Origin of the sequence: Micromonospora sp. NBC_01740 (genome assembly GCF_035920365.1) — a bacterium.
Classification (GTDB): domain Bacteria; phylum Actinomycetota; class Actinomycetes; order Mycobacteriales; family Micromonosporaceae; genus Micromonospora; species Micromonospora reichwaldensis.
In genome coordinates this window covers 5,958,134-5,982,985 of record NZ_CP109150.1, presented here as the reverse complement: position 1 = coordinate 5,982,985, position 24,852 = coordinate 5,958,134, and the positions used below count along the sequence as shown (strand labels likewise).

Below are 24,852 nucleotides of genomic sequence, written 5' to 3'. Positions count from 1 at the left end.
TGCTGTCGCGCCACACCGGCCGGACCGACATCCCCGTGGGCAGCGTGACGTCCGTGCGCGACCGCGCCGAGCTGCGCAACCTGGTCGGGTACGGGATCGACAACCTCGTCCTGCGGGGCAGTTGGACGGGGGACCCCACCTTCGCCGACCTGCTGCGCGGCACCCGCGCCACGGTGCGCGACGCCTTCGCCCACGCCGACGTGCCGTTCGCGCTGCTGGTCGACGAGTTCGAACCGGAACGGGACCTGTCCCGCACCCCGCTCTACCAGGTCGCCTTCACCCTGGGCGACGACGCTCCCGGCGGCGCCTGGCCGGCGGGCCTCGCCGCCGAGACGCTCTGGCTACCCACCCGGGTCGCCAAGGTCGACCTGCAACTGCACGTCGTCGAGGGCGCCGACGGCCGCCTGCGCGGGCACCTGGAGTACGCGACCGCGCTGTTCGACGGCGCCACCGTGCGGCGGATGGCCGACCACCTCGGCCGGCTGCTGGAGCACGTCGGGGCCGACCCGCACGCCCGGATCTCCGAGCTGCGCATCCTCGACGACGCCGAGCTCGCGGCGGCGACCCCCGCCCCGGCCCGCCCCGCCGCGCCGGTGACCGGCACGGTGCACGGCGTCTTCGCCGCCACCGCCGCCGCCCACGCCGACGCGACCGCCGTCGTGGACGGCGCGCGACGCTGGACGTACGCCGAACTGGACGCCACCGCGAACCGGCTGGCGCACCACCTGCGGGCCCTCGGCGCCGGCCCGGAGCGGCTGGTGGCGGTCTGCCTGGACCGCCGCGCGGAGCTGGTCTCCACCCTGCTGGGCGTGCTGAAGTCCGGGTCGGCGTACCTGCCGGTGGAGCCCGGCGTCCCCGCCGACCGGCTCGACTTCATGCTGACCGATGCCGCGGCGCGGATCGTGGTGACCACCGAGGCCCACCGGGCGCGGTTCGCCGACTTCGACGGCATCGTGGTGGTGCTGGACGACCCCGGGCACGCCGGGGAGATCGCCGGGCGCCCCGGCACCGACCCGGGCGTCGCCGTCGACCCCGAAAACCTGATCTACGTCATCTACACCTCCGGGTCGACCGGCCGCCCCAAGGGCGTGTACCTGACCCACGCCAACGTGCTGCGCCTGACGACCGTGGCGCAGGACGACCTGAACTTCGGCCCCGCCGACGTGTGGCCGCTGTTCCACTCGTACGCCTTCGACGTGTCGGTGTGGGAGCTGTGGGGCGCGCTGCTGCACGGCGGCCGGCTGGTGGTCGTGCCCCGCGAGGTCACCCGTTCCCCCGGCGACCTGCTCGACCTGCTGGTCGAGGAGCAGGTCACCGTGCTCAACCAGACCCCGACGGCCTTCCGCGGCCTGGTGGGGCTGGCCCGCGACGGCGACCCCCGCGTCGACCGGCTCGCGCTGCGCGCGGTCATCTTCGCCGGGGAGAAGCTGGAGTACGGCGACCTCGGCCCCTGGGTGGCCCGGCGCGGGCTGGCCGCGCCCCGGCTGCTGAACCTCTACGGGATCACCGAGATCACCGTGCACGCCACCTACTACGAGGTGCGCCCCGACGACCTGACCGGCACCGCCAACCCGGTCGGCGTCCCGCTGGCCGACCTGAGCATCCACCTGCTCGATCCGTACGGCAACCCGGTCCCGGTCGGCGTCACCGGCGAGATCCACGTCGGCGGGCCCGGCGTGGCCCGGGGCTACCTGAACCGGCCCGAGCTGACCGCCCAGCGGTTCGTGCCCGACCCGTTCGGCCCGCCCGGCGCCCGCCTCTACCGCAGCGGCGACCTGGCCCGCCGGCGCGCCGACGGCAGCCTGGAGTTCGTCGGCCGCATCGACGACCAGGTGAAGATCCGGGGCTACCGGGTCGAGCTGGGCGAGATCGAGGCCGCCATCTCGGCCCTGCCCGGGGTGCGCGAGGCCGTGGTCGTCGTCCGCGAGGACACCCCCGGCGACCGGCGGCTGGTGGCGTACTCGGTCGTCGACGAGCAGGCGGAGCTGCCCCGGCCGGGGCAGGTGCGCGCGGCGCTGGCCCGCACCCTGCCCGAGTACATGATCCCGTCGGCGTTCGTCCCGCTGGCCCGGCTGCCGCTGACCGTCAACGGCAAGCTCGACAAGCGGGCGCTGCCCGCACCCGACCGGGCCGTCACCGCCACCGACCGGCCCTACCTGGCGCCGCGTACGGAGGTGGAGGCGCGGCTCGCCGCGATCTGGGCCGAACTGCTCGGCCTGGAGCGGGTCGGCGTCGAGGACGGCTTCTTCGACGTCGGCGGCGACTCGATCCGCGCCGTGGCGCTCGCCGCCGCCATCCGGGCCGCCGGCTTCGACGTGCAGGTGCGCGACCTCTTCGAGCGCCGCAGCATCGCCGAGCTGGCGGAGTTCCTCACCGGACGCCCCGCGCCGGCCGCGCCGGAGCCGGCCGCCGAGCCGTTCGCGCTGATCTCCGAGGCCGACCGGGCCGCGCTGCCCGACGGCGTCGTCGACGCGTACCCCTGCACGCAGGTGCAGCTCGGCATGCTCGCCGAGATGCTCGCCGACGAGCACAACCACTACCTCAACGCCACCACCTACCGCATCCCCGACGCCGGCGAGTTCTCGCTCGACGCGTTCCGGGAGGCCGCCGCGCTGCTGGTGCGGCGGCACGAGGTGCTGCGCACCTCGTTCGACCTGACCGGCTACTCGGTGCCGATGCAGCTCGTGCACGCCACCGCCGAGATGCGGGTCGGCATGGACCGGGCGCAGGCCGCCGACCGGGCCGGCCTGGAGCGGGAGCTGCGCGACTTCATCGCCGCCGAGCGGGCCGACATGTTCGACCTCGGCGAGCCGGCGCTGTTCCGGCTGCACGCGCGCGTCTGCGCCGACGGGAGCTGGTGGCTCACCCTCACCGAGTGCCACCCGATCATGGACGGCTGGAGCTACCACTCGCTGATGATGGAGCTGGTCGGCGCGTACCACCGGATCCGCGACGGGCTGCCGGTCGAACCGCGCCCGGCGCCGCCGGTGCGCTTCGCCGACGCCGTCGCCGCCGAGCTGCGCTCCACCGGCGAGGGGACGGACCGCGCCTTCTGGCACGACCGGGTCGCCGGCCGGGACCGGTTCGTGCTGCCCGAGGGCTGGGGCGACCCGACCGCCGCCGACGGCGCCCAGTACGACCACTGGGTGCCGCTGCACGACCTGGAGCCGGGCCTGCGGGCGCTGGCCCGCCAGACCGGCGTGCCGTTCAAGTCGGTGATGCTGGCCGCGCACCTGAAGGTGATGAGCCAGCTCACCGGGTCGGGGTCGTTCTTCACCGGGCTGGTGTCCAACATCCGCCCCGAGGTCGCCGGCGCCGACCGCGTCTACGGCATGCACCTGAACACGGTGCCGTTCGTGCACGACGCGGGCGCGCGGACCTGGCGGGAGCTGATCGGGCGGACGTTCGCCGGGGAGCTGGAGCTGTGGCCGCACCGCCGGTACCCGCTGCCGGTGCTCCAGCGGGAGGTCGGCGACGGCGGCCGGATGCTGGACGTCCGGTTCAGCTTCCACGACTTCCACCAGATCGACACCGACGAGATCGACTACGCCGACTCGATCGACGACAGCCCCAACGAGTTCCCGCTCGGCGTGATCAGCCGGCTCGGCTTCCTCACGCTGGAGGCCAACCTGCGCCACCTCGGCGTGCCGCAGGTCGCCCGCCTCGGTGGCATGTACCGGGCGGTGCTGGAGGCCATGGTGGCCGACGTGGACGGTGACGCGTCGGTGGTGTGCCTGCCTCCGGGTGAGGTGTCGGTGGTGCTGGCCGACGGGGCGTCGGCGGTGGCGCCGTTGTCGCGTTCGGTGCTGGCCGAGTTCGAGGCGCGGGCGGCGGAGACGCCGTCGGCGGAGGCGGTGTCGGTGCCGGGCGGCGCGGGGATCGACTTCGCGGGGCTGGACGCCCGGGCCGGGCAGGTCGCCCGCTGGTTGGCCGCCCGGGGTGTGGGTGCCGGTGCGGTGGTGGGTGTGCTGCTGGACCGGGGCGTCGAGTTGGTGGCGTCGATGCTGGGGGTGTGGAAGGCGGGTGCGGCGTTCGTGCCGGTGGATCCGTCGTACCCGCCGGGCCGCATCGCGGCCATGCTCGCCGACGCGGGCGCCCGGGTCGCGATCACCTCGCAGCGGTACGCCGACCGGTTCGCCCCGGTCGACGTGGAGGTCGTGCGCGTCGAGGACATCGGGGAGACGGACGTTCCCCTGCCGGTGCGCGCCACGGGTCTCGACGAGTTGGCGTATGTGATTTTCACGTCGGGGTCGACGGGTCGGCCGAAGGGTGTGCAGGTGTCGCACCGGGGGTTGGCGAATCATGTGCGGTGGGCGGCGGGTGAGTTGGCGTCGCGTGGTGCGGGTGGTTGTGCGGTGTTCTCGTCGGTGGCGTTCGACTTGCAGGTGCCGAATTTGTGGGCGCCGTTGGTGGCGGGTCAGCGTGTGGTGATGGTGGGTCAGGATGTGGATCTGGCCGAGTTGGGTGCGGTGTTGGCGTCGTCGGGGCCGTTCAGTTTCTTGAAGTTGACGCCGGGTCATCTGGAGATTCTTGGTCGGCAGTTGTCGGATGAGGCGTTGGCGTCGTTGGCGGCGGTGGTGGTGGTCGCGGGTGAGGCGTTGCCTGCGGCGTTGGCGAACCGGTGGTTGGGGTTGTTGGGTGCGGGCGGTCTGGTCAACGAGTACGGGCCGACCGAGGCGAGTGTGGGCACGTGCATCTTCCCGGTGGACGTGGAGCAGGCGGGTCCGGTGGTGCCGATCGGCCGTGCTCTGCCGGGCATGACGATGTACGTGCTCAACCGGGACCTGCACCTTGCCCCGGTGGGTGTGGTCGGCGAGCTGTACGTGGGCGGTGTGGGTGTGGCCCGGGGCTACGCGGGTCAGCCGGCGCTGACGGCCGAGCGGTTCGTGCCCGACCCGTTCGCCGCAGCCGGAGCCGGCAACGAGCCCGGAACCGCGGCCGGGGCGCGGATGTACCGCACCGGGGACCTGGTGCGGCGGTTGCCCGACGGGGCGGTGGAGTTCGTCGGGCGGGTCGACCACCAGGTGAAGATCCGCGGCTACCGGATCGAACTCGGCGAGATCGAAGCGGTCGTCGAGGGCACCGACGGCGTCGGCGACGCGGTCGCCCTGGTCGGCGAGTCGGACCGGCTCGTGGTGTTCTACCGGCCGGCCGCGCCGGCCACGGAGCTGGCGGACCGGATCCGGCAGCGGTGCGCGGAGCACCTGCCGGAGTACATGGTCCCGGCCGAGTTCGTCGCCGTGGAGGCGATCCCGCTCAACGCCAACGGCAAGGTCGACCGGGCCGCCCTGTGGGACACCGCGGTGCCCGCGCAGCGGCAGCACGTCGCCCCGGCGACCGAGCTGGAGGAGCGGCTGGCGGAGATCTGGGGCCAGGTGCTCCAGTTGGAACAGGTCAGCACCCGGGACAGCTTCTTCGACCTCGGCGGGCACTCCATCAGCGCCATCGCGCTCGTGGGCGCGCTGCGCGGCGCCGGGCACCCGGTCTCGGTGCGCGACGTCTTCGTGCACCGCACCGTCGCCGCCCTGGCCGCGCACCTCGCCGGCGGGGACGACCAGGAGGCGGCGCCCGCCTTCCGGGCCGTCACCCCGTTCAGCCTGCTCGACGACGCCGACCGGGCCACGCTGCCCGCCGGGCTCGCCGACGCGTACCCGTGCGCGCAGGTGCAGCTCGCCATGCTGGTGGTGACCCTCTCCGACTCGGAGCGGCGCACCTACCACAACGTGTCGGCGTTCCCGATCCGCGACGAGCACGCCTTCGACGGCGACGCGCTGCGCCGGGCCGTGCGGACCGTCGTGGACCGGCACGAGATCCTGCGTACGTCGTTCGACCTGACCGGCTTCTCGGTGCCGATGCAGCTCGTGCACGCCGAGGTGCCCGTCGACGTCACGCTGCTCGACCTGCGCGACGGCACCGACGAGGAGGCCGAGAGCCGGCTGCGGGCGTACCTGGCCGCCGAGCGGTCCCGGCCGTTCACCCCCGACCAGGTCCCGCAGATGCGCATCGCCGGGGCGGCCGGCCGCAACGACACGTGGTGGTTCGTGCTGACCATGTCGCACGGCATCCTCGAGGGCTGGAGCCACCACTCGCTGCTCATGGAGATCCTCGACAACTACCGCAGCCTGCGCGACACCGGCGCACCGGCGGCGTTCGAGGCACCCCCGGTCCGATACGCCGACTTCGTCGCCGGCGAGATCGAGGCGCTGGCGTCGGCCGAGGACCGCGACTACTGGCAGGACGTCGTCGCCCGCCCGGTCTTCGAGCTGCCCGCCGGCTGGGGCGAGGACGAGTCGGTCCCGGAGTACGAGTGCGGCACCCGCGTCCCCCTGCACGACCTGATGGACGACCTGCGCGAGCTGGCCAGCCGTACCGACACGTCGCTGAAGAGCGTGCTGCTGGCCGCGCACCTGAAGGTGATGAGCCAGCTCACCGCCGAGCCCGTGTTCACCAGCGGACTGGTCAGCCACGGCCGGCCCGAGGTGACCGGCGCCGACCGGGTCTACGGGATGCACCTGAACACGCTGCCGTTCGTGCACGACGCGGGCGCGCGTACCTGGCGGGAGCTGATCCGCAACACCTTCGCCGGGGAACTGGAGCTGTGGCCGCACCGCCGCTACCCGCTGCCGGCCGTGCAGCGCCTGGGCGACGGGCGTCGGCCGATCGAGATCCTCTTCAACTACCTCGACTTCGAGCAGGTCGACACCGAGCGGGTCGACTTCGAGGACGCCATCTACGAGGCCAGCGGCGAGTTCGGCCTGCACGTCTCCACCCTCGGCGGCGTGCTCAACATCCTGGCCCGGCCGCACCAGGTCAGCTACCCCAACGTCCTGCGGCTCGGTGGCATGTACCGGGCGGTGCTGGAGGCCATGGTCGCCGACGTGGACGGTGACGCGTCGGTGGTGTGCCTGCCTCCGGGTGAGGCGTCAGTGGTGCTGGCCGACGGGGCGTCGGCGGTGGCGCCGGTGTCGCATTCGGTCCTCGCCGAGTTCGAGGCGCGGGCGGCCGAAGCGCCGTCGGCGGAGGCCGTGTCCGAGCCGGACGGTCGGTCGGTCGACTTCGCGGGCCTGGACGCCCGCGCCGCCGTGATCGGGCGGCGCCTGGTCGGCCGGGGTGTGGGTGCCGGTGCGGTGGTGGGTGTGCTGCTGGACCGGGGTGTGGAGTTGGTGGCGTCGATGCTGGGGGTGTGGAAGGCGGGTGCGGCGTTCGTGCCGGTGGATCCGTCGTACCCGCCGGGCCGCATCGCCGCGATGCTCGCCGACGCGGGTGCGCGGGTCGCGATCACCTCGCAGCGGTACGCGGACCGGTTCGCCGGTGCCGGGGTCGACGTGCTCCGGGTGGACGAGATCGTGGACGACGGCGCCGAGGAGGCCACGGCCGACGGTGACCTGCGGGCGGCCCTGCCCGGGCCGATCGACCTCGACGAGTTGGCGTATGTGATTTTCACGTCGGGGTCGACGGGTCGGCCGAAGGGTGTGCAGGTGTCGCACCGGGGGTTGGCGAATCATGTGCGGTGGGCGGCGGGTGAGTTGGCGTCGCGTGGTGCGGGTGGTTGTGCGGTGTTCTCGTCGGTGGCGTTCGACTTGCAGGTGCCGAATTTGTGGGCGCCGTTGGTGGCGGGTCAGCGTGTGGTGATGGTGGGTCAGGATGTGGATCTGGCCGAGTTGGGTGCGGTGTTGGCGTCGTCGGGGCCGTTCAGTTTCTTGAAGTTGACGCCGGGTCATCTGGAGATTCTTGGTCGGCAGTTGTCGGATGAGGCGTTGGCGTCGTTGGCGCCGGTGGTGGTGGTCGCGGGTGAGGCGTTGCCTGCGGCGTTGGCGAACCGGTGGTTGGGGTTGTTGGGTGCGGGCGGTCTGGTCAACGAGTACGGGCCGACCGAGGCGAGTGTCGGCACGTGCATCTTCCCGGTGGACGTGGAGCAGGCGGGTCCGGTGGTGCCGATCGGCCGTGCTCTGCCGGGCATGACGATGTACGTGCTCAACGGGGACCTGCAGTTGTCGCCGGTGGGTGTGGTCGGTGAGCTGTACGTGGGTGGCGTGGGCGTGGCCCGTGGTTATGCGGGTCAGCCGGCACTCACGGCCGAGCGGTTCCTGCCCGACCCGTTCGCCGCTGCATCCGGAACCGCAGCCGCAGCCGCAGCTGGAACCGCAGCAGCCGCCGGAGCCGGAACCGCGGCCGCCGTTGGAACCATGGCCGGGGCGCGGATGTACCGCACCGGGGACCTGGTGCGGCGGTTGCCCGACGGGGCGGTGGAGTTCGTCGGGCGGGTCGACCACCAGGTGAAGATCCGCGGCTACCGGATCGAACTCGGCGAGATCGAGACGGTCCTGGAGGGCACCGACGGCGTGGCCGACGCGGTCGCCCTGGTCTCCGGATCGGCCGCCGAGGGCGACGCCCGGCTGGTGGCGTTCTACCGCCCGGCCGCGCCGGCGACGCCGGGCCTGCTGGACCGGATCCGGCAGCGGTGCGCGGAGCACCTGCCGGAGTACATGATCCCGGCCGAGTTCGTCGCCGTGGAGGCGATCCCGCTCAACGCCAACGGCAAGGTCGACCGCGCCGCCCTCTGGGAGGCGGCGGTGCCCGTCGAGCGGGCACACGTCGCACCGGAGACCGAGCTGGAGAGCCGGCTCGCCGGGATCTGGGGCCAGGTGCTCAACCTCGAACAGGTCAGCACCCGGGAGAGCTTCTTCGACCTCGGCGGCGACTCGCTGCGCGCGGTCGCCCTGGTCGGCGCGCTGCGGGCGGCCGGCTTCGGGGTGGCCGTCCGGGACGTCTTCGTGCACCGCACGGTCGCCGCCCTGGCCGGGCACCTCTCCGCCAAGGACGCCGCCCCGGCGGCCCCGGCCTTCCAGGCCGTCGCGCCCTTCTCCCTGTTGACCGCCGCCGACCGGGCCGCGCTGCCCGCCGGCCTCGTGGACGCCTACCCGGCCGTGCAGGCGCAGGTCGGCATGGCCGTGGAGATCCAGAAGGACCCCGGCAAGTCGCTGTACCACATCGTGCGCTGCTTCCGGGTGCACAGTGGCCGGCCGTTCTCGGTCGACGCGCTGCGGGCCGCCGTGCGGGACGTGGTCGGCCGGCACGAGACGCTGCGTACCTCGTTCGACCTCACCGGCTACTCGGTGCCGCTGCAGCTCGTGCACGCCGAGGCGCCCGTCGACGTACGGGTGACGGAGCTGACCGGCGACGACGTCGAGGCGCGGCTGCGGGCGTACGTCGACGCGGAACGGGCCCGGCCCTTCGCGCTGGACCAGCCGGCGCCGCTGCTGCGGGTCGCCGCCCACCGCACCGACGAGCGGGGCTGGTGGCTCACCGTCGCCGTCAGCCACCTGGTCACCGGCGGCTGGGACCTGAACACCCTCCTGGTCGAGCTGATCGGCTGCTACGAGCGGCGCAGCGCCGGCATGGTGCCCGAGTCGCCCGAGCCGACCGCCGTCCGGTACGCCGACTTCGTCGCCGCCGAACTGGCCGCGCTCAAGGGCGGCGAGGACGAGGCGTACTGGCGGGGCATCGTCGACACCTACGCCGGCTTCACCACGCCGGACGGCTGGGGCCGCACCGACGGCCCGCGCGAGAGCCTGCGGACCCGGGTCAGCTACCAGGACCTGGAGCCGAAGCTGCGCGCGCTGGCGTCGACCCTCGACGTGTCGCCCAAGTCGGTGCTGCACGCCGCGCACCTGAAGGTGATGAGCCAGCTCACCGACCAGGGGCGGTTCTACACGGGCCTGGTGTGCGACGCGCGGCCCGAGGTGCGGGGCGCCGAGCGGGTGCACGGCATGTACATCAACGTGCTGCCGTTCGCGCACGCCCGGGGTGCCGGCACGTGGCGCGAGCTGGTGCGGTCGGTCTTCGACCGCGAGGTGGAGCTGTGGCCGCACCGGCGGTACCCCCTGCCGGCGGTGCAGCGGATGGCCGGCGCCGGGTCCCGCCCGATCGACGTCGTCTTCGACTACACCGAATTCCGCCGGGCCGGGGCGGTCGCCGACGAGTCCGTCGACTTCGAGGCCATCGCCGGGGAGGGCGGCACCGAGTTCGCCCTCCAGGTGACCGCCGCCGGCGGCTTCCTCGACCTGGTCGGCGACAGCCACGCCTTCGGTCCCGCCGCGCTGGCCCGGGTGGGGGCGATGTTCCGCGAGGTGCTGGCGGCGATGGTGGCCGACCCCGAGGGCGACGCGGTCGCCGTCCGCCTTCCGGCGGCCGAACGCGACGAGGTCGAGGGCTGGTCGTCCGGCGGCACCGCCGAGGTCGGCGGGTACGCCCCGGCGGCGTTCGAGGCGCAGGCGGCGCGGCGGCCGGACGCGGTGGCGATCACCTGCGACGGCACCCGCGTCAGCTACCGGGACCTGAACGCCCGGGCGAACCGGTTGGCGCACCACCTGCGGGAGCTGGGGGTGGGGCCGGAGGTCCTCGTCGGGGTGTGCGCCCACCGGTCGGTGGAGCAGGTCGTGGGGATGCTGGCGGTGCACAAGGCGGGTGGGGTGTACCTGCCGTTGGATCCGTCGTACCCGGCGGAGCGGCTGGCGTTCATGCTGGCTGACGCGGCGGCCCCGGTGCTGCTCACCACCGCCGAGCTGCGCGGTCAGCTCCCGGCGGCCGAGGCGGCCACCGTGCTGCTCGACGAGCCGGACGCCTGGGCGGGCCAGCCGGCCACCGACCCCGAGCCGGTCACCCACGCCGACAGTGGCTGCTACGTCATCTACACCTCCGGCTCGACCGGCCAGCCCAAGGGCGTCCTCGTGCCGCACCGGGCGCTGGTCAACCGCTCCGCGTACGCCGGCCGGCGGATCAACCGCCTCGACGAAGAAGCGGTGCTGCTCCAGAAGACCGAGATCGGCTTCGACGTCTCCCCGGCCGAGGTCTACGCGGCCCTGTCGGCGGGCGCCCGGATCGTGGTGGCCCGCCCCGGTGGGCACCGCGACCCCGCGTACCTGCGGGAGCTGATCGTCCGCGAGGGCGTCACCGCCGTCGAGCTGGTGCCGAGCATGCTGTCCGCGCTGCTGGCCGAGGGGATCGGCGGCTGCCGGTCGCTGCGGTCGGTGGCCGTCGGCGGCGAGGAGATCGCCGTCGACGTGGCGCGGGCGTTCCTGGCCGCGCTGCCCGGCTGCGAGCTGCACAACACGTACGGCCCGGCTGAGACCACGGTCGACGTCACGAGCTGGCTCTGCACCACCGACGCCCTGGCCGGACTGTCCCGGGTGCCGCTCGGCACCCCGTTCACCAACCTCACCGTCCGGGTGCTCGACGAGCACCTGCAACCGGTGCCGGTCGGGGTGCGCGGCGAGCTGTGCATCGGCGGGATTGCGCTGGCCCGGGGCTACCTCGGGGCGCCGGGAACGACCGCGCAGCGGTTCGTGCCGGACCCGTACGGCGCGCCCGGGTCGCGGCTGTACCGCACCGGGGACGCGGCGGCGTGGCGGCCCGACGGGACCGTCGACTTCCTGGGGCGCATCGACTCGCAGGTGAAGCTGCACGGCGTACGCATCGAGCTGGGGGAGATCGAGACGGCCCTGCGCGGCTGCCCCGGGGTGACCGACGCGGTCGCCGCGGTCCGGGAGCAGGACGGCCGGCGCACCCTGGTCGGCTACCTCGTCACCGACGGCGGGCCCGCGCCCACCCCCGGTGAGCTGCGCGAACGGCTGCTGGCCGAGCTGCCCGAGGCGACGGTGCCGGCCGCGTACGTCACGATCGACGCCGTTCCCGTGGACCCGCACGGCAAGGTCGACCGGCGGCAACTGCCGGCGCCGGACGCGCGGTCCTACGCCCGGGGCCGCTACGAGCGGCCCAACGGCCCGGTGGAGTCGGCGATGGCCGGCGTCTGGTCCTGGGTGCTCGACCTCGACCGGGTCAGCGTGACCGAGAGCTTCTTCGACCTGGGCGGTGACTCGATGACGGCGGTGACCCTGGTCGGGTCGCTGCGCGCGGCCGGCCACGACGTCACCGTGCGGGACATCTTCGCGCACCGCACGATCCGCCGTCTGGTCACCGCGCTCGCCGAGGCCGACACCCCCAAGGAGGGGGCCTTTCGCCCCGTCGAGCCGTACGCGCTGATCGACGCCGCCGACCGGGCCAGGCTGCCCGGCGGCCTGGTCGACGCGTACCCGGCGACGCAGGCGCAGGTCGGCATGGCCGTGGAGATCCAGAAGGACCCCGAGAGGTCGCTGTACCACATCGTGCAGTCGATCCGGGTCGACGACGGGCGGCCGTTCGACGCCCGCGCGCTCCAGGCGACGGTCGACGCGCTGGTCGCCCGGCACGAGACGCTGCGCACCTCGGTCGACCTGACGGGCTACTCGGTGCCGATGCAGCTGGTGCGCGCGAGCGTCGCCGTGCCGGTCGCCGTGCACCCGGCCGCTGATCACGAGGAGCACCTGGCCGCCGAGCGGCGTACCCCCTTCGACCTGGACTCGGCCGCCGCGCTGCTGCGGGTCGCCGCGCACGCCGACGACGCCGGCGCCTGGTGGCTGACCCTCGCCGTGAGTCACCTGGTGACCGGCGGCTGGGACCTCAACGCCCTGCTCGCCGAGCTGCTCGGCGAGTACGCCCGGCGCAGCCGCGGCGGGGCGCCGAAACAGGACGAGCCCCCCGCCGTCCGGTACGCCGACCACGTCGCCGGGGAGCTGGCGGCGCTGCGCTCGCCGGAGACCGCCGAGCACTGGCGGGCGGTGGTGACCGGGCGGCCGAAGCTGACCCTCCCGGACGCCTTCGGCGACCGGTCCGGCGCGGCGGCGGTCTGCCGGTACACGGTGGACGTCAACGACCTGGACGCGGCGCTCCGACGCCTCGCCAGCGACACCAACACCTCGGTCAAGGCGGTGCTGCACGCCGCGCACCTGAAGGTGATGAGCCAGCTCACCAGCGGGTCCGCCTTCTACACGGGCCTGGTGTGCGACGCGCGGCCGGAGGTGCGGGGCGCGGAGCGGGTGCACGGGATGTACATCAACGTGCTGCCGTTCCCGCACGCCCGCTCGGCGGGGACGTGGCGGGAGCTGGTGCGGTCGGTCTTCGACCGCGAGGTGGAGCTGTGGCCGCACCGGCGCTACCCGCTGCCGGCCGTGGCGCGGCTGGCCGACGCCGGGTCCCGGCCGATCGACGTCGTCTTCGGCTACGTGGAGACCCGGCAGGACGGCGGCGCGGCGGCCGGGGCGCCGGGCGCCGGCACGGACCTCGTCGAGGTCGGCGGGCCCGGGGCCACCGAGTTCGGCCTGTCGGTCGGGGCGGGCGGCGGCACCGTCCGCCTGGTCAGCGACAGCCGGACCGCCGACCCGGCCGCCCTGGTGCGGATCGGGGCGATGTTCCGCGAGGTGCTGACGGCGATGGTGACCGACCCGGACGGGGACGCGGCGGCGCCGCGCCTGCCGGCCGGGGAGCGCGAGGAGATCGCCCGGTTCGCCCCGGGCCGGACCGTCGAGGTCGGCGGGTACGTGCCGGCGGCGTTCGAGGCGCAGGCGGCGCGGCGGCCGGACGCGGTGGCGATCACGGCCGAGGGCGTGTCGTTCTCGTACGGGCAGCTCAACGGCCGGGCGAACCGGTTGGCGCACCACCTGCGGGAGCTGGGGGTGGGGCCGGAGGCGCTGGTCGGGGTGTGTGCGCACCGGTCGGTGGAGCAGGTCGTGGGGATGCTGGCGGTACACAAGGCGGGTGGGGTGTACCTGCCCCTGGACCCGTCGTACCCGGCGGAGCGGTTGGCGTTCATGCTGGCCGACGCGGCGGCCCCGGTGCTGCTCACCACCGCCGAGCTGCGGGCGCAACTGCCGCCGGTCGACGCCACGGTGGTGCTGCTCGACGAGCCGGACGCCTGGGCCGACCGCCCGCCGACCGACCCGGAGCCGCTCACCGACCCCGACAACGGCAGCGTCGTCATCTACACCTCCGGTTCCACCGGCCGCCCCAAGGGCTCGCTGCTGTCGCACCGGGCCCTGGTCAACAGGACCGGGCACGTCGGCGCGCAGGTCTACCGGCTGGACGGCGACGCCGTCGTGCTCCAGAAGACCGAGATCGGCTTCGACGTCTCCCCGGGCGAGGTCTACGCGGCCCTGTCGGCGGGCGCCCGGATCGTGGTGGCCCGCCCCGGCGGGCACCGCGACCCCGCGTACCTGTGCGAGCTGATGGCCCGCGAGGGCGTCACCACCGTCCACTTCGTGCCGTCGATGCTGCCGGCGCTGCTGGCCGAGGGGCTGGCCGGCTGCCGGTCGCTGCGGTCGGTGGCGGTGGGCGGCGAGGAGATCGGCGTCGACGTGGCGCGGGCGTTCCTGGCCGCGCTGCCCGGCTGCGAGCTGCACAACACGTACGGCCCGGCCGAGGCCACCGTCGACGTGAGCAGCTGGCAGTGCACCACCGACGCCCTGGCCGGGCTGTCCCGGGTGCCGCTCGGCACCCCGCACCCGAACCTGCGGCTGTACGTCCTCGACGAGCGGCTGGACCCCGTGCCGCTGGGCGTGCCCGGCGAGCTGTGCATCGGCGGGACGGGGCTGGCCCGGGGCTACCTGGGCCGGCCGGGGCTGACCGCCGAGAGGTTCGTGCCGGACCCGTACGGCCCGCCCGGGGCGCGGCTGTACCGCACCGGGGACGCGGCGGCGTGGCGGCCCGACGGCACCGTCGACTTCCTGGGTCGGCTCGACTCGCAGGTGAAGCTGCACGGCGTACGCATCGAACTGGGGGAGATCGAGACGGCCCTGCGCGGCTGCCCCGGCGTGGCCGACGCCGTCGCCGCCGTACGCGAGCACGACGGCCGCCGCACCCTCGTCGGGTACGTGCTGCCGACCCCCGGCGACGCACCGACCCCGTCCGGGCTGCGGGAGCGGCTGCTCGCCGCGCTGCCCGAGGCGATGGTGCCGGCCGCCTACGTCACCCTCGACGCCATCCCCAAGGACCCGAACGGCAAGGTCGACCGGCGCCAGCTCCCGGCCCCCGAGGCCGGCGCGTACGCGACCGGGGACTACCAGGCCCCGACCGGCGACGTGGAGGAGGAGATCGCCGGGATCTGGGCGCGGGTGCTCGGCGTGGCCCGCGTCGGCGTCACCGACAGCTTCTTCGACCTCGGCGGCGACTCGATGCTCGCGGTCACCCTCGTCGGCACGCTGCGCGCCGCCGGGCACCCCACCAGCGTGCGGGACGTCTTCGCGCACCGGACCGTCCGCCGGCTGGCCGCCGCGCTGACCGACGCCGACACCGACGAGTTCCGCCCGGTCGCCCCGTACGCGCTGATCGGCGCCGCCGACCGGGCCAGGCTGCCCGGCGGCCTGGTCGACGCCTACCCGGCGTCGCGCACCCAGCTCGGCATGCTGGTGGAGTCGGCCGTCAGCGGCGACCGCGCGGTCTACCACAGCGTCCTGGCCCACCAGGTCCGCGACGGGCGGCCGTTCGACGCCGGGGCGCTGCGCGGCGCGGTCCGCGCCGTGGTGGCCCGGCACGAGATCCTGCGCACGTCGTTCGACCTGGTCGGCTACTCGGTGCCGATGCAGCTCGTGCACGCCCACGCCGAACCCGACGTGCGCGTCGAGGACGGCCGGGGCGTCCCGGCCGAGCGGCACGCCGCGCTCTTCGCGGAGTTCATCGCCGCCGAGCGGGGCCGCCCGTTCGACGTCGCCACCGCGCCGCTGCTGCGGGTCACCGCGCACGTGGACAGCGACGAGAGCTGGTGGTTCACCTTCACCATCTCCCACACCGTCACCGAGGGCTGGAGCAGCGCGCGGCTGGTCACCGAGGTGCTCGACCGCTACGCCGAGCTGGCCGACGGCCGCACCCCGGCGTCGGCCGACGTGCCGACCGTGCGCTACGCCGACTTCATCGCCGCCGAGATCGCCGCGCTGGAGTCGACCGCCGACCGGGAGCACTGGCGGTCGGTGTGGGACGGGCGTGCCCCGTTCACCCTGCCCGCCGGCTGGGGCGAGCCGGACGCGCCGGACGCCACGGTGGACGCCACGGTCGACTTCGCCGACCTGGACGAGGCGCTGCGCGCCCTGGCCCGCGACACCGACGTGTCGGTGAAGGCGGTGCTGCACGCCGCGCACCTGAAGGTGCTCAGCCAGCTCACCGGCGAGCCGGGCTTCCACGCCGGCCTCGTCTGCGACGCCCGGCCCGAGGTGCTCGGCGCCGACGAGGTGCACGGCATGTACCTCAACACCGTGCCGTTCCCGTACGACCGGTCCGCCCGCACCTGGCGCGACCTCGTCGCCGCGGTGTTCGACCGGGAGGTCGCGCTCTGGCCGCACCGGCGGTTCCCGCTGGCCGAGATGCAGCGCGAGGCCGGCCACCGGCTGCTGCACGTCCTGTTCAACTACCAGGACTTCACCCGCGCGACGCAGGGCGGCGACGGATCCGGCCCGGTGGTCACCGGCGCCGCCGGCGAGGGCGCCACCGAGTTCGACCTCTCCTGCTTCGCCCAACGGGGCCGCTACGCGCTCTCCGCGCGGGCGGGGCTGGTCAGCCAGGCCAACCTGGACCGGATCGCCGGCATGTACCGGGCGGTGCTGGAGGCGATGGTCGCCGACCCCCACGGCGACTGCCAGGCCGTCTGCGTGCCCGGGGGTGAACGCGACCGGCTGCTCGGCGTCACCGACACCGGCGCCGACGAGCCGGTCACGGGCACCATGGTCGAGCTGTTCCAGGCCCAGCTGGCCCGCGATCCGCAGGCGGTGGCCGTGGTGGCCGGCGCCGTCGAGCTGACGTACGCCCAGGTCGACGCCGCCGCCAACCGGCTGGCGCACCACCTGCGCGCGGCCGGCTCCGGCCGGGAGACCGTCGTCGGGGTCTGCCTCGACCGGGACGCGGACCTGGTGCCCGCGCTGCTCGGCGTGCTCAAGGCCGGCGCGGCGTACCTGCCGCTGGACCCGGCCCAGCCCGCCGAGCGGATCGGCTACATGCTGGCCGACGCCGGGGCACGGACCGTGGTGACGACCTCCGCGCAGGCGGAGGTGCTCGCCGGCTTCGACGGGCGGCGGGTGCTGCTGGACTCCGGCGACCTGGCCGGGCACCCGGAGACCGATCCGGGGATCGCCCGCGACCCCGACGACCTCGTCTACGTCATCTACACCTCCGGCTCGACCGGTCGGCCCAAGGGCGTCTGCGTGAGCGACGCCAACGTGCTGCGCCTGCTCGACGCCGCGCAGGAGCACTACGCGGTGGACGAGACCGACGTGTGGGCGCTGTTCCACTCGTACGCCTTCGACGTCTCCGTCTGGGAGCTGTGGGGGGCGCTGCTGCACGGCAGCCGGCTGGTGGTGGTGCCCCGCGAGGTGGCCCGCGTGCCGCAGGACCTGCTGGACCTGCTGGTGACGCAGCGGGTCACCATGCTGGCGCAGACCCCGACGGCGCTGCGCGGGCTGGTCCGGCTCGCCGCCGAGGACGCCCCCGGAATCCGGGAGCTGTCGCTGCGGGCGGTGGTCATCGCGGGGGAGAAGCTCGACTTCGCCGACCTCGCCCCGTGGGCGTCCCGCCTCGGGCTGGCCCGCACCGCGCTGGTCAACATGTACGGGATCACCGAGACCACCGTCTACTCCACCTACCACCGGATCACCCGGGCCGACCTGGCGCCCGGCGTGGGCAGCCGCATCGGCCGGCCGCTGTCCGGCGTGCGGATGTACGTGCTCGACCAGTACGGCCACCCGGCGCCCATCGGCGTGCCCGGCGAGGTGTACCTGGCCGGGCACGGGGTGGCCCGCGGCTACCTCAACCAGCCCGACCTGACCGCCCGGCGGTTCCTGCCCGACCCGTACGGCCCGGCCGGCAGCCGGATGTACCGCACCGGCGACCTGGCCACCCGGCTGCCCGACGGCAGCGTGGAGTTCCTCGGCCGCCTCGACGACCAGGTGAAGCTGCGGGGTTACCGGATCGAGCCGGGCGAGATCGAGGCGGCGCTGACCGCGCTGCCCGGTGTCGCGGAGGCGGTCGTCGTGCTGCGCGCGGACGACCCGGCCGACCCCCGGCTGACCGCGTACCTGGTGGCCGGCGACGGGGAGCCGCCGCAGGTCGCCGCGCTGCGCGAGCGGCTGGGGCGCAGCCTGCCGGAGTACATGGTCCCGTCGGCGTTCGTGCTGCTGGAGCAGTTGCCGCGCAACAACAGCGGCAAGCTGGACCGGCGGGCGCTGCCCGCCCCCACCGGCGCGACGCTGGCGGGCCGGGACTTCGTCGCCCCGGCCGGTCCGCTGGAGGAGCGCGTGGCCGCCGTCTGGGCCGAGGTGCTGGGCCTGCCGGCGGTCGGCGTCACCGACGGCTTCTTCGACCTCGGCGGGCACTCCATCACGGCGCTGGTGCTGGCCGGGACGATGCGCGCGGCCGGGCTGGACGTGACGGTCGCGGACATCTTCCGGCACCCGAGCGTCCGGGCGCTCGGCGAGGTGCTGGCGAGCCGGGACGCGCCGGCGCCGACCGACCGCCCCGTCGAGCCCTTCGAGCTGGTCGCCCCCGCCGACCTGCCGCTGCTGCCGGCCGGGCTGGACGACGCGTACCCGCTGTCGCGGGTGCAGCTGGGGATGCTGCTGGAGATGCTGGCCGACAACGGCCAGAACCACTACCACAACGTCGTCTCGTTCCTGATCCCCGACGACGAGCCGTTCGACCTGGCGACGCTGCGGACCGCCGTCGCCGAGGTGGTGGCCCGGCACGACGTGCTGCGTACCTCGGTGGACACGAGCGGCTACTCGGTGCCGATGCAGCTCGTGCACCGCGCGGTGGACGTGCCGGTCCACACCCGCGACCTGCGCGGGGTCGCCGAGGCGGACCGGACGGCCCTGGTGCGCCGGCTCGTCGGCGAGGAGTACGCCGAGCTGTTCGACGTCGAGCGGGCGCCGCTGCTGCGGTTCACCGTGTGCCTGGAGACCGACCGGAGCTGGCGGCTGGTGCTCACCATCTGCCACGTCATCATCGAGGGCTGGAGCCTGCACGCCCTGGTGATGGAGATCCTGGACCGGTACCACGCGCGGCGGGCGGGCGCGGAACCCGACGTCACCGCCCCGCCCGGGGTGCGCTTCGCCGACTTCGTCGCCGGCGAGCTGCGCGCCCTGGACTCGGCGGCCGACCAGCGGTACTGGCAGGACGTGGTCGAGCGGCACCCGAGGTTCCTGCTCCCCGCCGCGTGGGCGCCGCCCGCGCCGGCCACCCGGGAGCCGTACACCGAGGTGGTGTCCTACGCGGACCTGGAGCCGCGGATGCGGGCCCTGGCCTCGGCGGCCCGGGTCTCGCTCAAGGCGGTGCTGCACGCCGCGCACCTGAAGGTGCTCAGCCAGCTCACCGACGAGCCGGCCTTCTACAGCGGGCTGGTCTGCAACACGCGTCCCGACGTGGTGGGCAGCGAGCGGGTCTACGCCATGTCGCTGAACACCCTGCCGTTCCCGCACGACCGGACGGCGGGCAGTTGGCGGGAACTCGTCCAGCGGGTGCACGCCCGCGAGGCCGACCTGTGGCCGCACCGCCGCTACCCGGCGCCGGCCATCCGCACCCCCGGCCGGGGCGCCGGCCTCACCGACGTCTACTTCAGCTACCTCGACTTCACCGAGGTCGACGGCGGGCGCACCGCGCCCGTGGAGCGGATCGGCGCGAGCACCTCCGAGTTCGCGCTCGCCGTCGCCGCGGGCGCCGGCCGGCTCGAACTGAGCACCGACAGCCACGCCATGGGCCGGGCCGACGCCGCGCGGCTGGGCGGCATGTACCGGCTGGTGCTGGAGGCCATGGTGGCCGACCCCGACGGCGACCCCCGGGCGGCGTACCTGCCCGCCGGGGAACGCGACGACGTGCTGGTGGGCTGGAACGCCTCGGCCGCGCCCGGATGCGTCGACCTCGTCCCGGACCGGGTCGCGGCGCGGGCCGCCGCCACCCCCGACGCGGAGGCCGTCGACGGTACGACCTACGCCGAGCTGGACACGGCGGCCAACCGCATCGGCCACCACCTGCGCGGGGCGGGGATCGGCCCGGAGCGGGTCGTCGGGGTGCTGCTGGACCGGGGCGCCGACCTCGTCGCCGCCCTGCTCGGGGTGTGGCGGGCCGGCGGCGCGTACCTGCCGATCGACCCGGGGCACCCGGCCGAGCGGGTCGCCGCGATGCTCGCCGACGCCGGGGCGACGGTGGTGGTGACCTCGACCGGCCACGCCGACCGGCTCACCGGCGTCGAGCTGGTGCTGCTCGACCGCGACGCCGAGCGGATCGCCGCGCTGCCCGCCGACCCGCCGCCCGGCCGTCCCGACCCGGACCACCTCGCGTACGTCATCTTCACCTCCGGCTCGACCGGCCGGCCGAACGGCGTGCAGATCAGCCACGGCAGCCTCGCCAACTACCTCGGCTGGGCGGCCGAGGAGCTGATCGGGGACCGCACCGGCGGCGCCGCGCTCTTCTCGTCGGTCGCGTACGACATGGTGGTGACCAGCATCTGGGCGCCGCTGGTCACCGGGCAGCGGCTGTGGCTGCTGCCGCCCGAAGCCGGGCTGGACGAGCTGGGCCCGAGGCTGGCCGACGCCGGCCCGTTCAGCTTCGTCAAGCTGACCCCCGGCCACCTCGACCTGCTGACCCGCCAGCTCGGCGCGGAGCAGGCGGCGGCCCTGACCCCGCTGCTGGTCCTGGGCGGCGAGGCGCTGACCCGGCAGGTCTGCGACCGCTGGCACGCGCTCGCGCCGGGCAGCGTGCTGCTCAACGAGTACGGGCCGACGGAGGCGACGGTGGCCGTCAGCCGGTACCCGGTCACCGGGCCGCTGCGGGGCGACGTCGCGCCGATCGGCCGGCCGATGGCCGGGATGCGCACGTACGTCCTCGACGCCGACCTGCAACCGGTGCCGGTGGGCGTGGTCGGGCACGTCCACCTCGGCGGCCCCGGCCTCGCCCGGGGCTACGCCGGCCGGCCGGACCTGACCGCCGACCGGTTCGTGCCCGATCCGTTCGCCGCGGACGGCGGGCGGCTGTACCGGACCGGCGACCTGGGCCGCTGGCTGCCGGACGGGCAGCTCGACCTGCTCGGCCGGGTCGACGACCAGGTGAAGATCCGAGGGCACCGGGTGGAGCCCGGCGAGGTAAGGGCGGTGCTGGTGGCGCATCCGGGCGTGCGGGACGCGGTGGTGACCGTCGAGTCGACGGGCGCCGGCGGACCCCGCCTGGTGGCCTACCACGTCGGCGACGCGCCGGACCTGGCCGCGCACTGTGCCCGGTGGCTGCCCAGCCAACTGGTCCCGAGCGTCTTCGTCCCGGTGCCGGCCATCCCGCTCAACGCCAACGGCAAGGTCGACCGTCGGGCGCTGCCCCCGGTGGACCTGGCCGGGGCGGCCGACCACACCCCGCCCCGCCCCGGGCTGGAAAAGCTGATCGCCGACATCTGGGCCGGGGTCCTCCAGATCGACCGGGTGGGCCGGCACGACCGCTTCTTCGCCCTGGGCGGGCACTCGCTGCTGGTCGTACCGGTGGTCACGGCGGCCCGGCAGGCCGGAGTTCCGCTGACGCTGCGGGCGGCGATGCTCGACCGGACCCTGGCCGAGCTGGCCGCCTCGCTCGCCCCGACCGGGGCGGCGTCCGTCGAAGCGGCGGATCCGGCGGTACGCGCCGGGGTGGCGCGGGCCGTGCCGGTGCTGCCGGCCGTCGAGCCGCTGCTCGCCGCCCACCGGGTGCCCGGCGCCTCGCTGGCCCTGCTCGCCGACGGCGAGGTGGTGGAGGTCCGCGCCGCCGGGCACCGCGCGGCCGGCGGCGACGCCCCGGTGACCCCGGCGACCATCTTCCAGGTCGGCTCGGTCAGCAAGCTGGTCACCGCGGTGGGCGCGCTGGTCCTTCTCGGGCGGGGGCAACTCCAGCTCGACACGGACGTCAACGCGTACCTGAAGGGCTGGCAGCTGCCGGCCGATCGACCGGTGAGCCTGCGGCAGCTGCTCTCCCACGTCGCCGGGCTGACCCCGACGGGCAGCACCGGGCACCCGCGTGGCGGCCCCGTGCCGAGCCTGTCGGACGTGCTGCACGGCCGGGGCGTGCCCACCGGTCCGGTCCGGGCGCTCGACGCGCCCGACGCGGTGGCGGTGGAGCGCAACAGCCACTTCGTGGTGGTGCAGCAGCTCATGGAGGACGTCACCGCGACGCCCTTCGCCGACCTGATGGCCGAGCTGGTCTTCGGACCGGCGGGGATGACCGGCAGCAGCTTCGACCAGAGCTTCCCGGAGACGTCCGGCCGGCCGGTGGCCGTCGGGCACGACGAGCGGGGCGAGCCGCTCCCGGGCGGCTGGCAGGTGCGTACGGACCTGGCGGCGGCCGGCCTCTGGACCACCGCCACCGACCTGGCCCAGCTCGTCAGGGAGATCCACCTCGCGTACCGGGGCGACCCGGCCCTGCTGAGCCGGGAGCTGGCGGTGGCGCAACTGACCACCGGAACGGGCGGCGTCTTCGGACTCGGCTGCATGGTGGACCGCATCGACGGGCCCGCCGGGACACGGGTGGAGTTCACCCACCGGGGCCGCATCCCCGGCTACCAGGCGCTCACCGCCGGCCGGGTGCCCGACGGCTCCGGGATGGTGGTGCTGACCAACGGCGACCAGGGCCACGAGGTCGTGTCGCGGTTGGCGTCCGACATCGCACTGACGGAGGAAATGTGATGACGACCGTACCGAGCATCCTTGCCACGGTCACCGACCCACCGACCCGGCAGGTGCGGCACCTGGTGTCGATCCGCGACCTGACCGACGACGACCTCTACTCGATCGTGGCGCGGGGGGCGAGGTTCGCCGCGGGCGAATCCGCCAGCCCGCTGGCCGACCGGGTGGTCGGCACCTACTTCGTGAAGACGTCGACCCGGACCCGGACCGCGTTCACCGTGGCCGCGCTGCGGCTCGGCGCGAAGACCATCCAGTACGGGCCGAACGACCTCCAGGTCAACACCGGGGAGTCCAGTGAGGACACCGGCCGGGTGCTGTCGGGCATGCTCGACGTGCTGGTGGCGCGGACCGCCGCCGACCCGGAGGAGATGCGCGACTGGTCGCGCCAGCACCGGATGGCCGTGATCAACGCGATGAGCGCCGAGGAGCACCCGACGCAGGCGCTGGCCGACCTGACCACCCTGCTGCGGCGCTTCGGCCGTATCGAACACCTGCGGCTGCTCTACCTGGGCGAGGCGAACAACACCGCGACCGCACTGGCCCTGGCGCTGACCCGCTTTCCCGGCGTCGAGCTGGAGCTGCGCACCCCGGCGGGGTACGGGCTGCCGGCGGAGATCGCGGCGGTCGCGCGGGAGCAGGCCCAGCGCTGCGGCGCCCACCTCGTCGAACGGCACCACATGGACGACCTGCCGGGTGACCTGGACGCCATCTACACCACCCGGTGGCAGACCACCGGCACCAGCAAGCCCGACCCGGACTGGCGGCTGCGCTTCGCCCCGTTCCAGGTGGACCGGGAGCTGTGGCGGCGCAGCCCGCACGCGGTCTTCATGCACGACCTCCCGGCGCACCGGGGGGAGGAGGTCACCTCCGAGGTGCTCGACGGGCCGGCCAGCATCGCCTTCCAGCAGGCGGAGAACAAGCTCTACAGCGCGATGGCCGTGCTCGACTGGTGCCGGGCCACCCCCGCCGGGTCCGCGTCGTGAGCGCGGTCGGGCACCCGGCGGCCACGTCCCGGCAGCCGGGGCGCCTGACCGGCAACCGCGACTTCCTGCTGCTCTGGGTCGGCTCCGGGGTCTCCGCGCTGGGTTCCCGGGCCACCTCGATCAGCTACACCCTGCTGGTCTTCTGGTCGACCGGTTCGGCCACGGCGGCCAGCCTGGTGACCTTCGCCGCGCTGCTGCCCAACCTGGTGACCCAGTTGCCGGCGGGGGCGTTGGTCGACCGCTGGGACCGGCGCCGCACGATGGTGCTCTGCAACGTCGGGCGGATCGTCGCGATCGGCAGTGTCGCGGTCGCGGTGGCCCGGGACTCGGTGTGGCTGCCGCACCTGATGGCTGTCGCGTTCGTGGAGGCCAGCCTGGGCATCTGCTACGCCCTGGCCGAACGCGCCGCGGTGTTCAACGTGGTCCCGGCCGACAGGTACGGCGCGGCGACGGCGGCGAACGAGTCGCGGGCCAACGCGGCCAGCATCCTCGGCCAGCCGGCCGGCGCCGGGCTGTACGCGCTGACCCGCTGGGCGCCGTTCGGCTTCGCCGTGCTGATGCACGTGATCTCGCTGGTCACCCTGCTGTTCGTGCGGCGGGACCTGCAGGCGCCGAAGGCGCGCGCGGACGAGCCCGGTGGCCTGCTGACCCGGGTGCGGGAGGGCTTCGTCTTCGTCTGGGGCCAGCTCTACCTGCGCCGCGCCCTCGGCCTCTTCGCGGCGAGCAACATCCTGTTCCAGGTGCTGGGCCTGGGCCTCGTGGTGATCGTCAAGAACCTGGGCGGCTCGTCAGCCACGGTCGGGATGCTGCTGATGGTGAACAGCGTCTTCGGCATGGCCGGCGCGATGACCAGCAACTTCTACCTGAGTCGCTGGGGGATCCGCCGGATCATCATGGGGGTCAACATCGCCTGGGCGGTGCTGATGCCGCTGCTCGCGCTGGCACCGGGACTCGCGCTGGCACCGGGACTCGTCGTCCTCGGCGCGATCTTCGCGTTGATCCACTACGGCGCCGGCATCAGCAACGTGGCCGGGATGTTGTACGTGCTCCAGAGCGCACCTGACCACCTGCGCGGGCGGGCCGGCTCGATCGTCATGCTGCTCAGCTCGGGAGCCAACTCGCTGGGGGCGCTGTTCGCGGGCTTCCTGCTCGACTCGACGAGCTTCACCAGGGCCATGCTGATCGTGGGCGGGGCGATGGGGGTGATCGCGGTGCTCGCGGTGCTCGGCTTCGGCGGTCGCGCCCGGGCCGAGGCGGAACGGGCGGAGGCCGCCGAGCGGGCGGGCCGCGCAACCCCGGATGGTGGCGATATGGACGGAATATAG

The 24,852-nt window shown here is 74.5% G+C and carries 3 protein-coding genes (1 of these 3 running past the window's edge); all 3 read left to right on the top strand.

The window, feature by feature from the left end; genetic code table 11:
* Tightly spaced (each overlapping or abutting the next), the 3 genes in view from OG989_RS26300 to OG989_RS26290 form a layout consistent with a single transcriptional unit that may run on beyond the window.
* Positions 1-22,544: the 3' portion of a non-ribosomal peptide synthase/polyketide synthase gene (locus OG989_RS26300; RefSeq protein WP_327028804.1), read on the top strand. It extends 883 nt beyond the left edge of the window; only the last 22,544 of its 23,427 coding nucleotides appear in the window; its start codon lies off the left edge, out of view; it ends in the stop codon at positions 22,542-22,544.
* Positions 22,544-23,527: an ornithine carbamoyltransferase gene (locus OG989_RS26295; protein WP_327028803.1), complete on the top strand. Its 984-nt coding sequence runs from the start codon at positions 22,544-22,546 to the stop codon at positions 23,525-23,527. The genes OG989_RS26300 and OG989_RS26295 overlap by 1 nt, the downstream gene beginning before the upstream one ends.
* Positions 23,524-24,852: an MFS transporter gene (locus OG989_RS26290; protein ID WP_151454652.1), complete on the top strand. Its 1,329-nt coding sequence runs from the start codon at positions 23,524-23,526 to the stop codon at positions 24,850-24,852. The genes OG989_RS26295 and OG989_RS26290 overlap by 4 nt, the downstream gene beginning before the upstream one ends.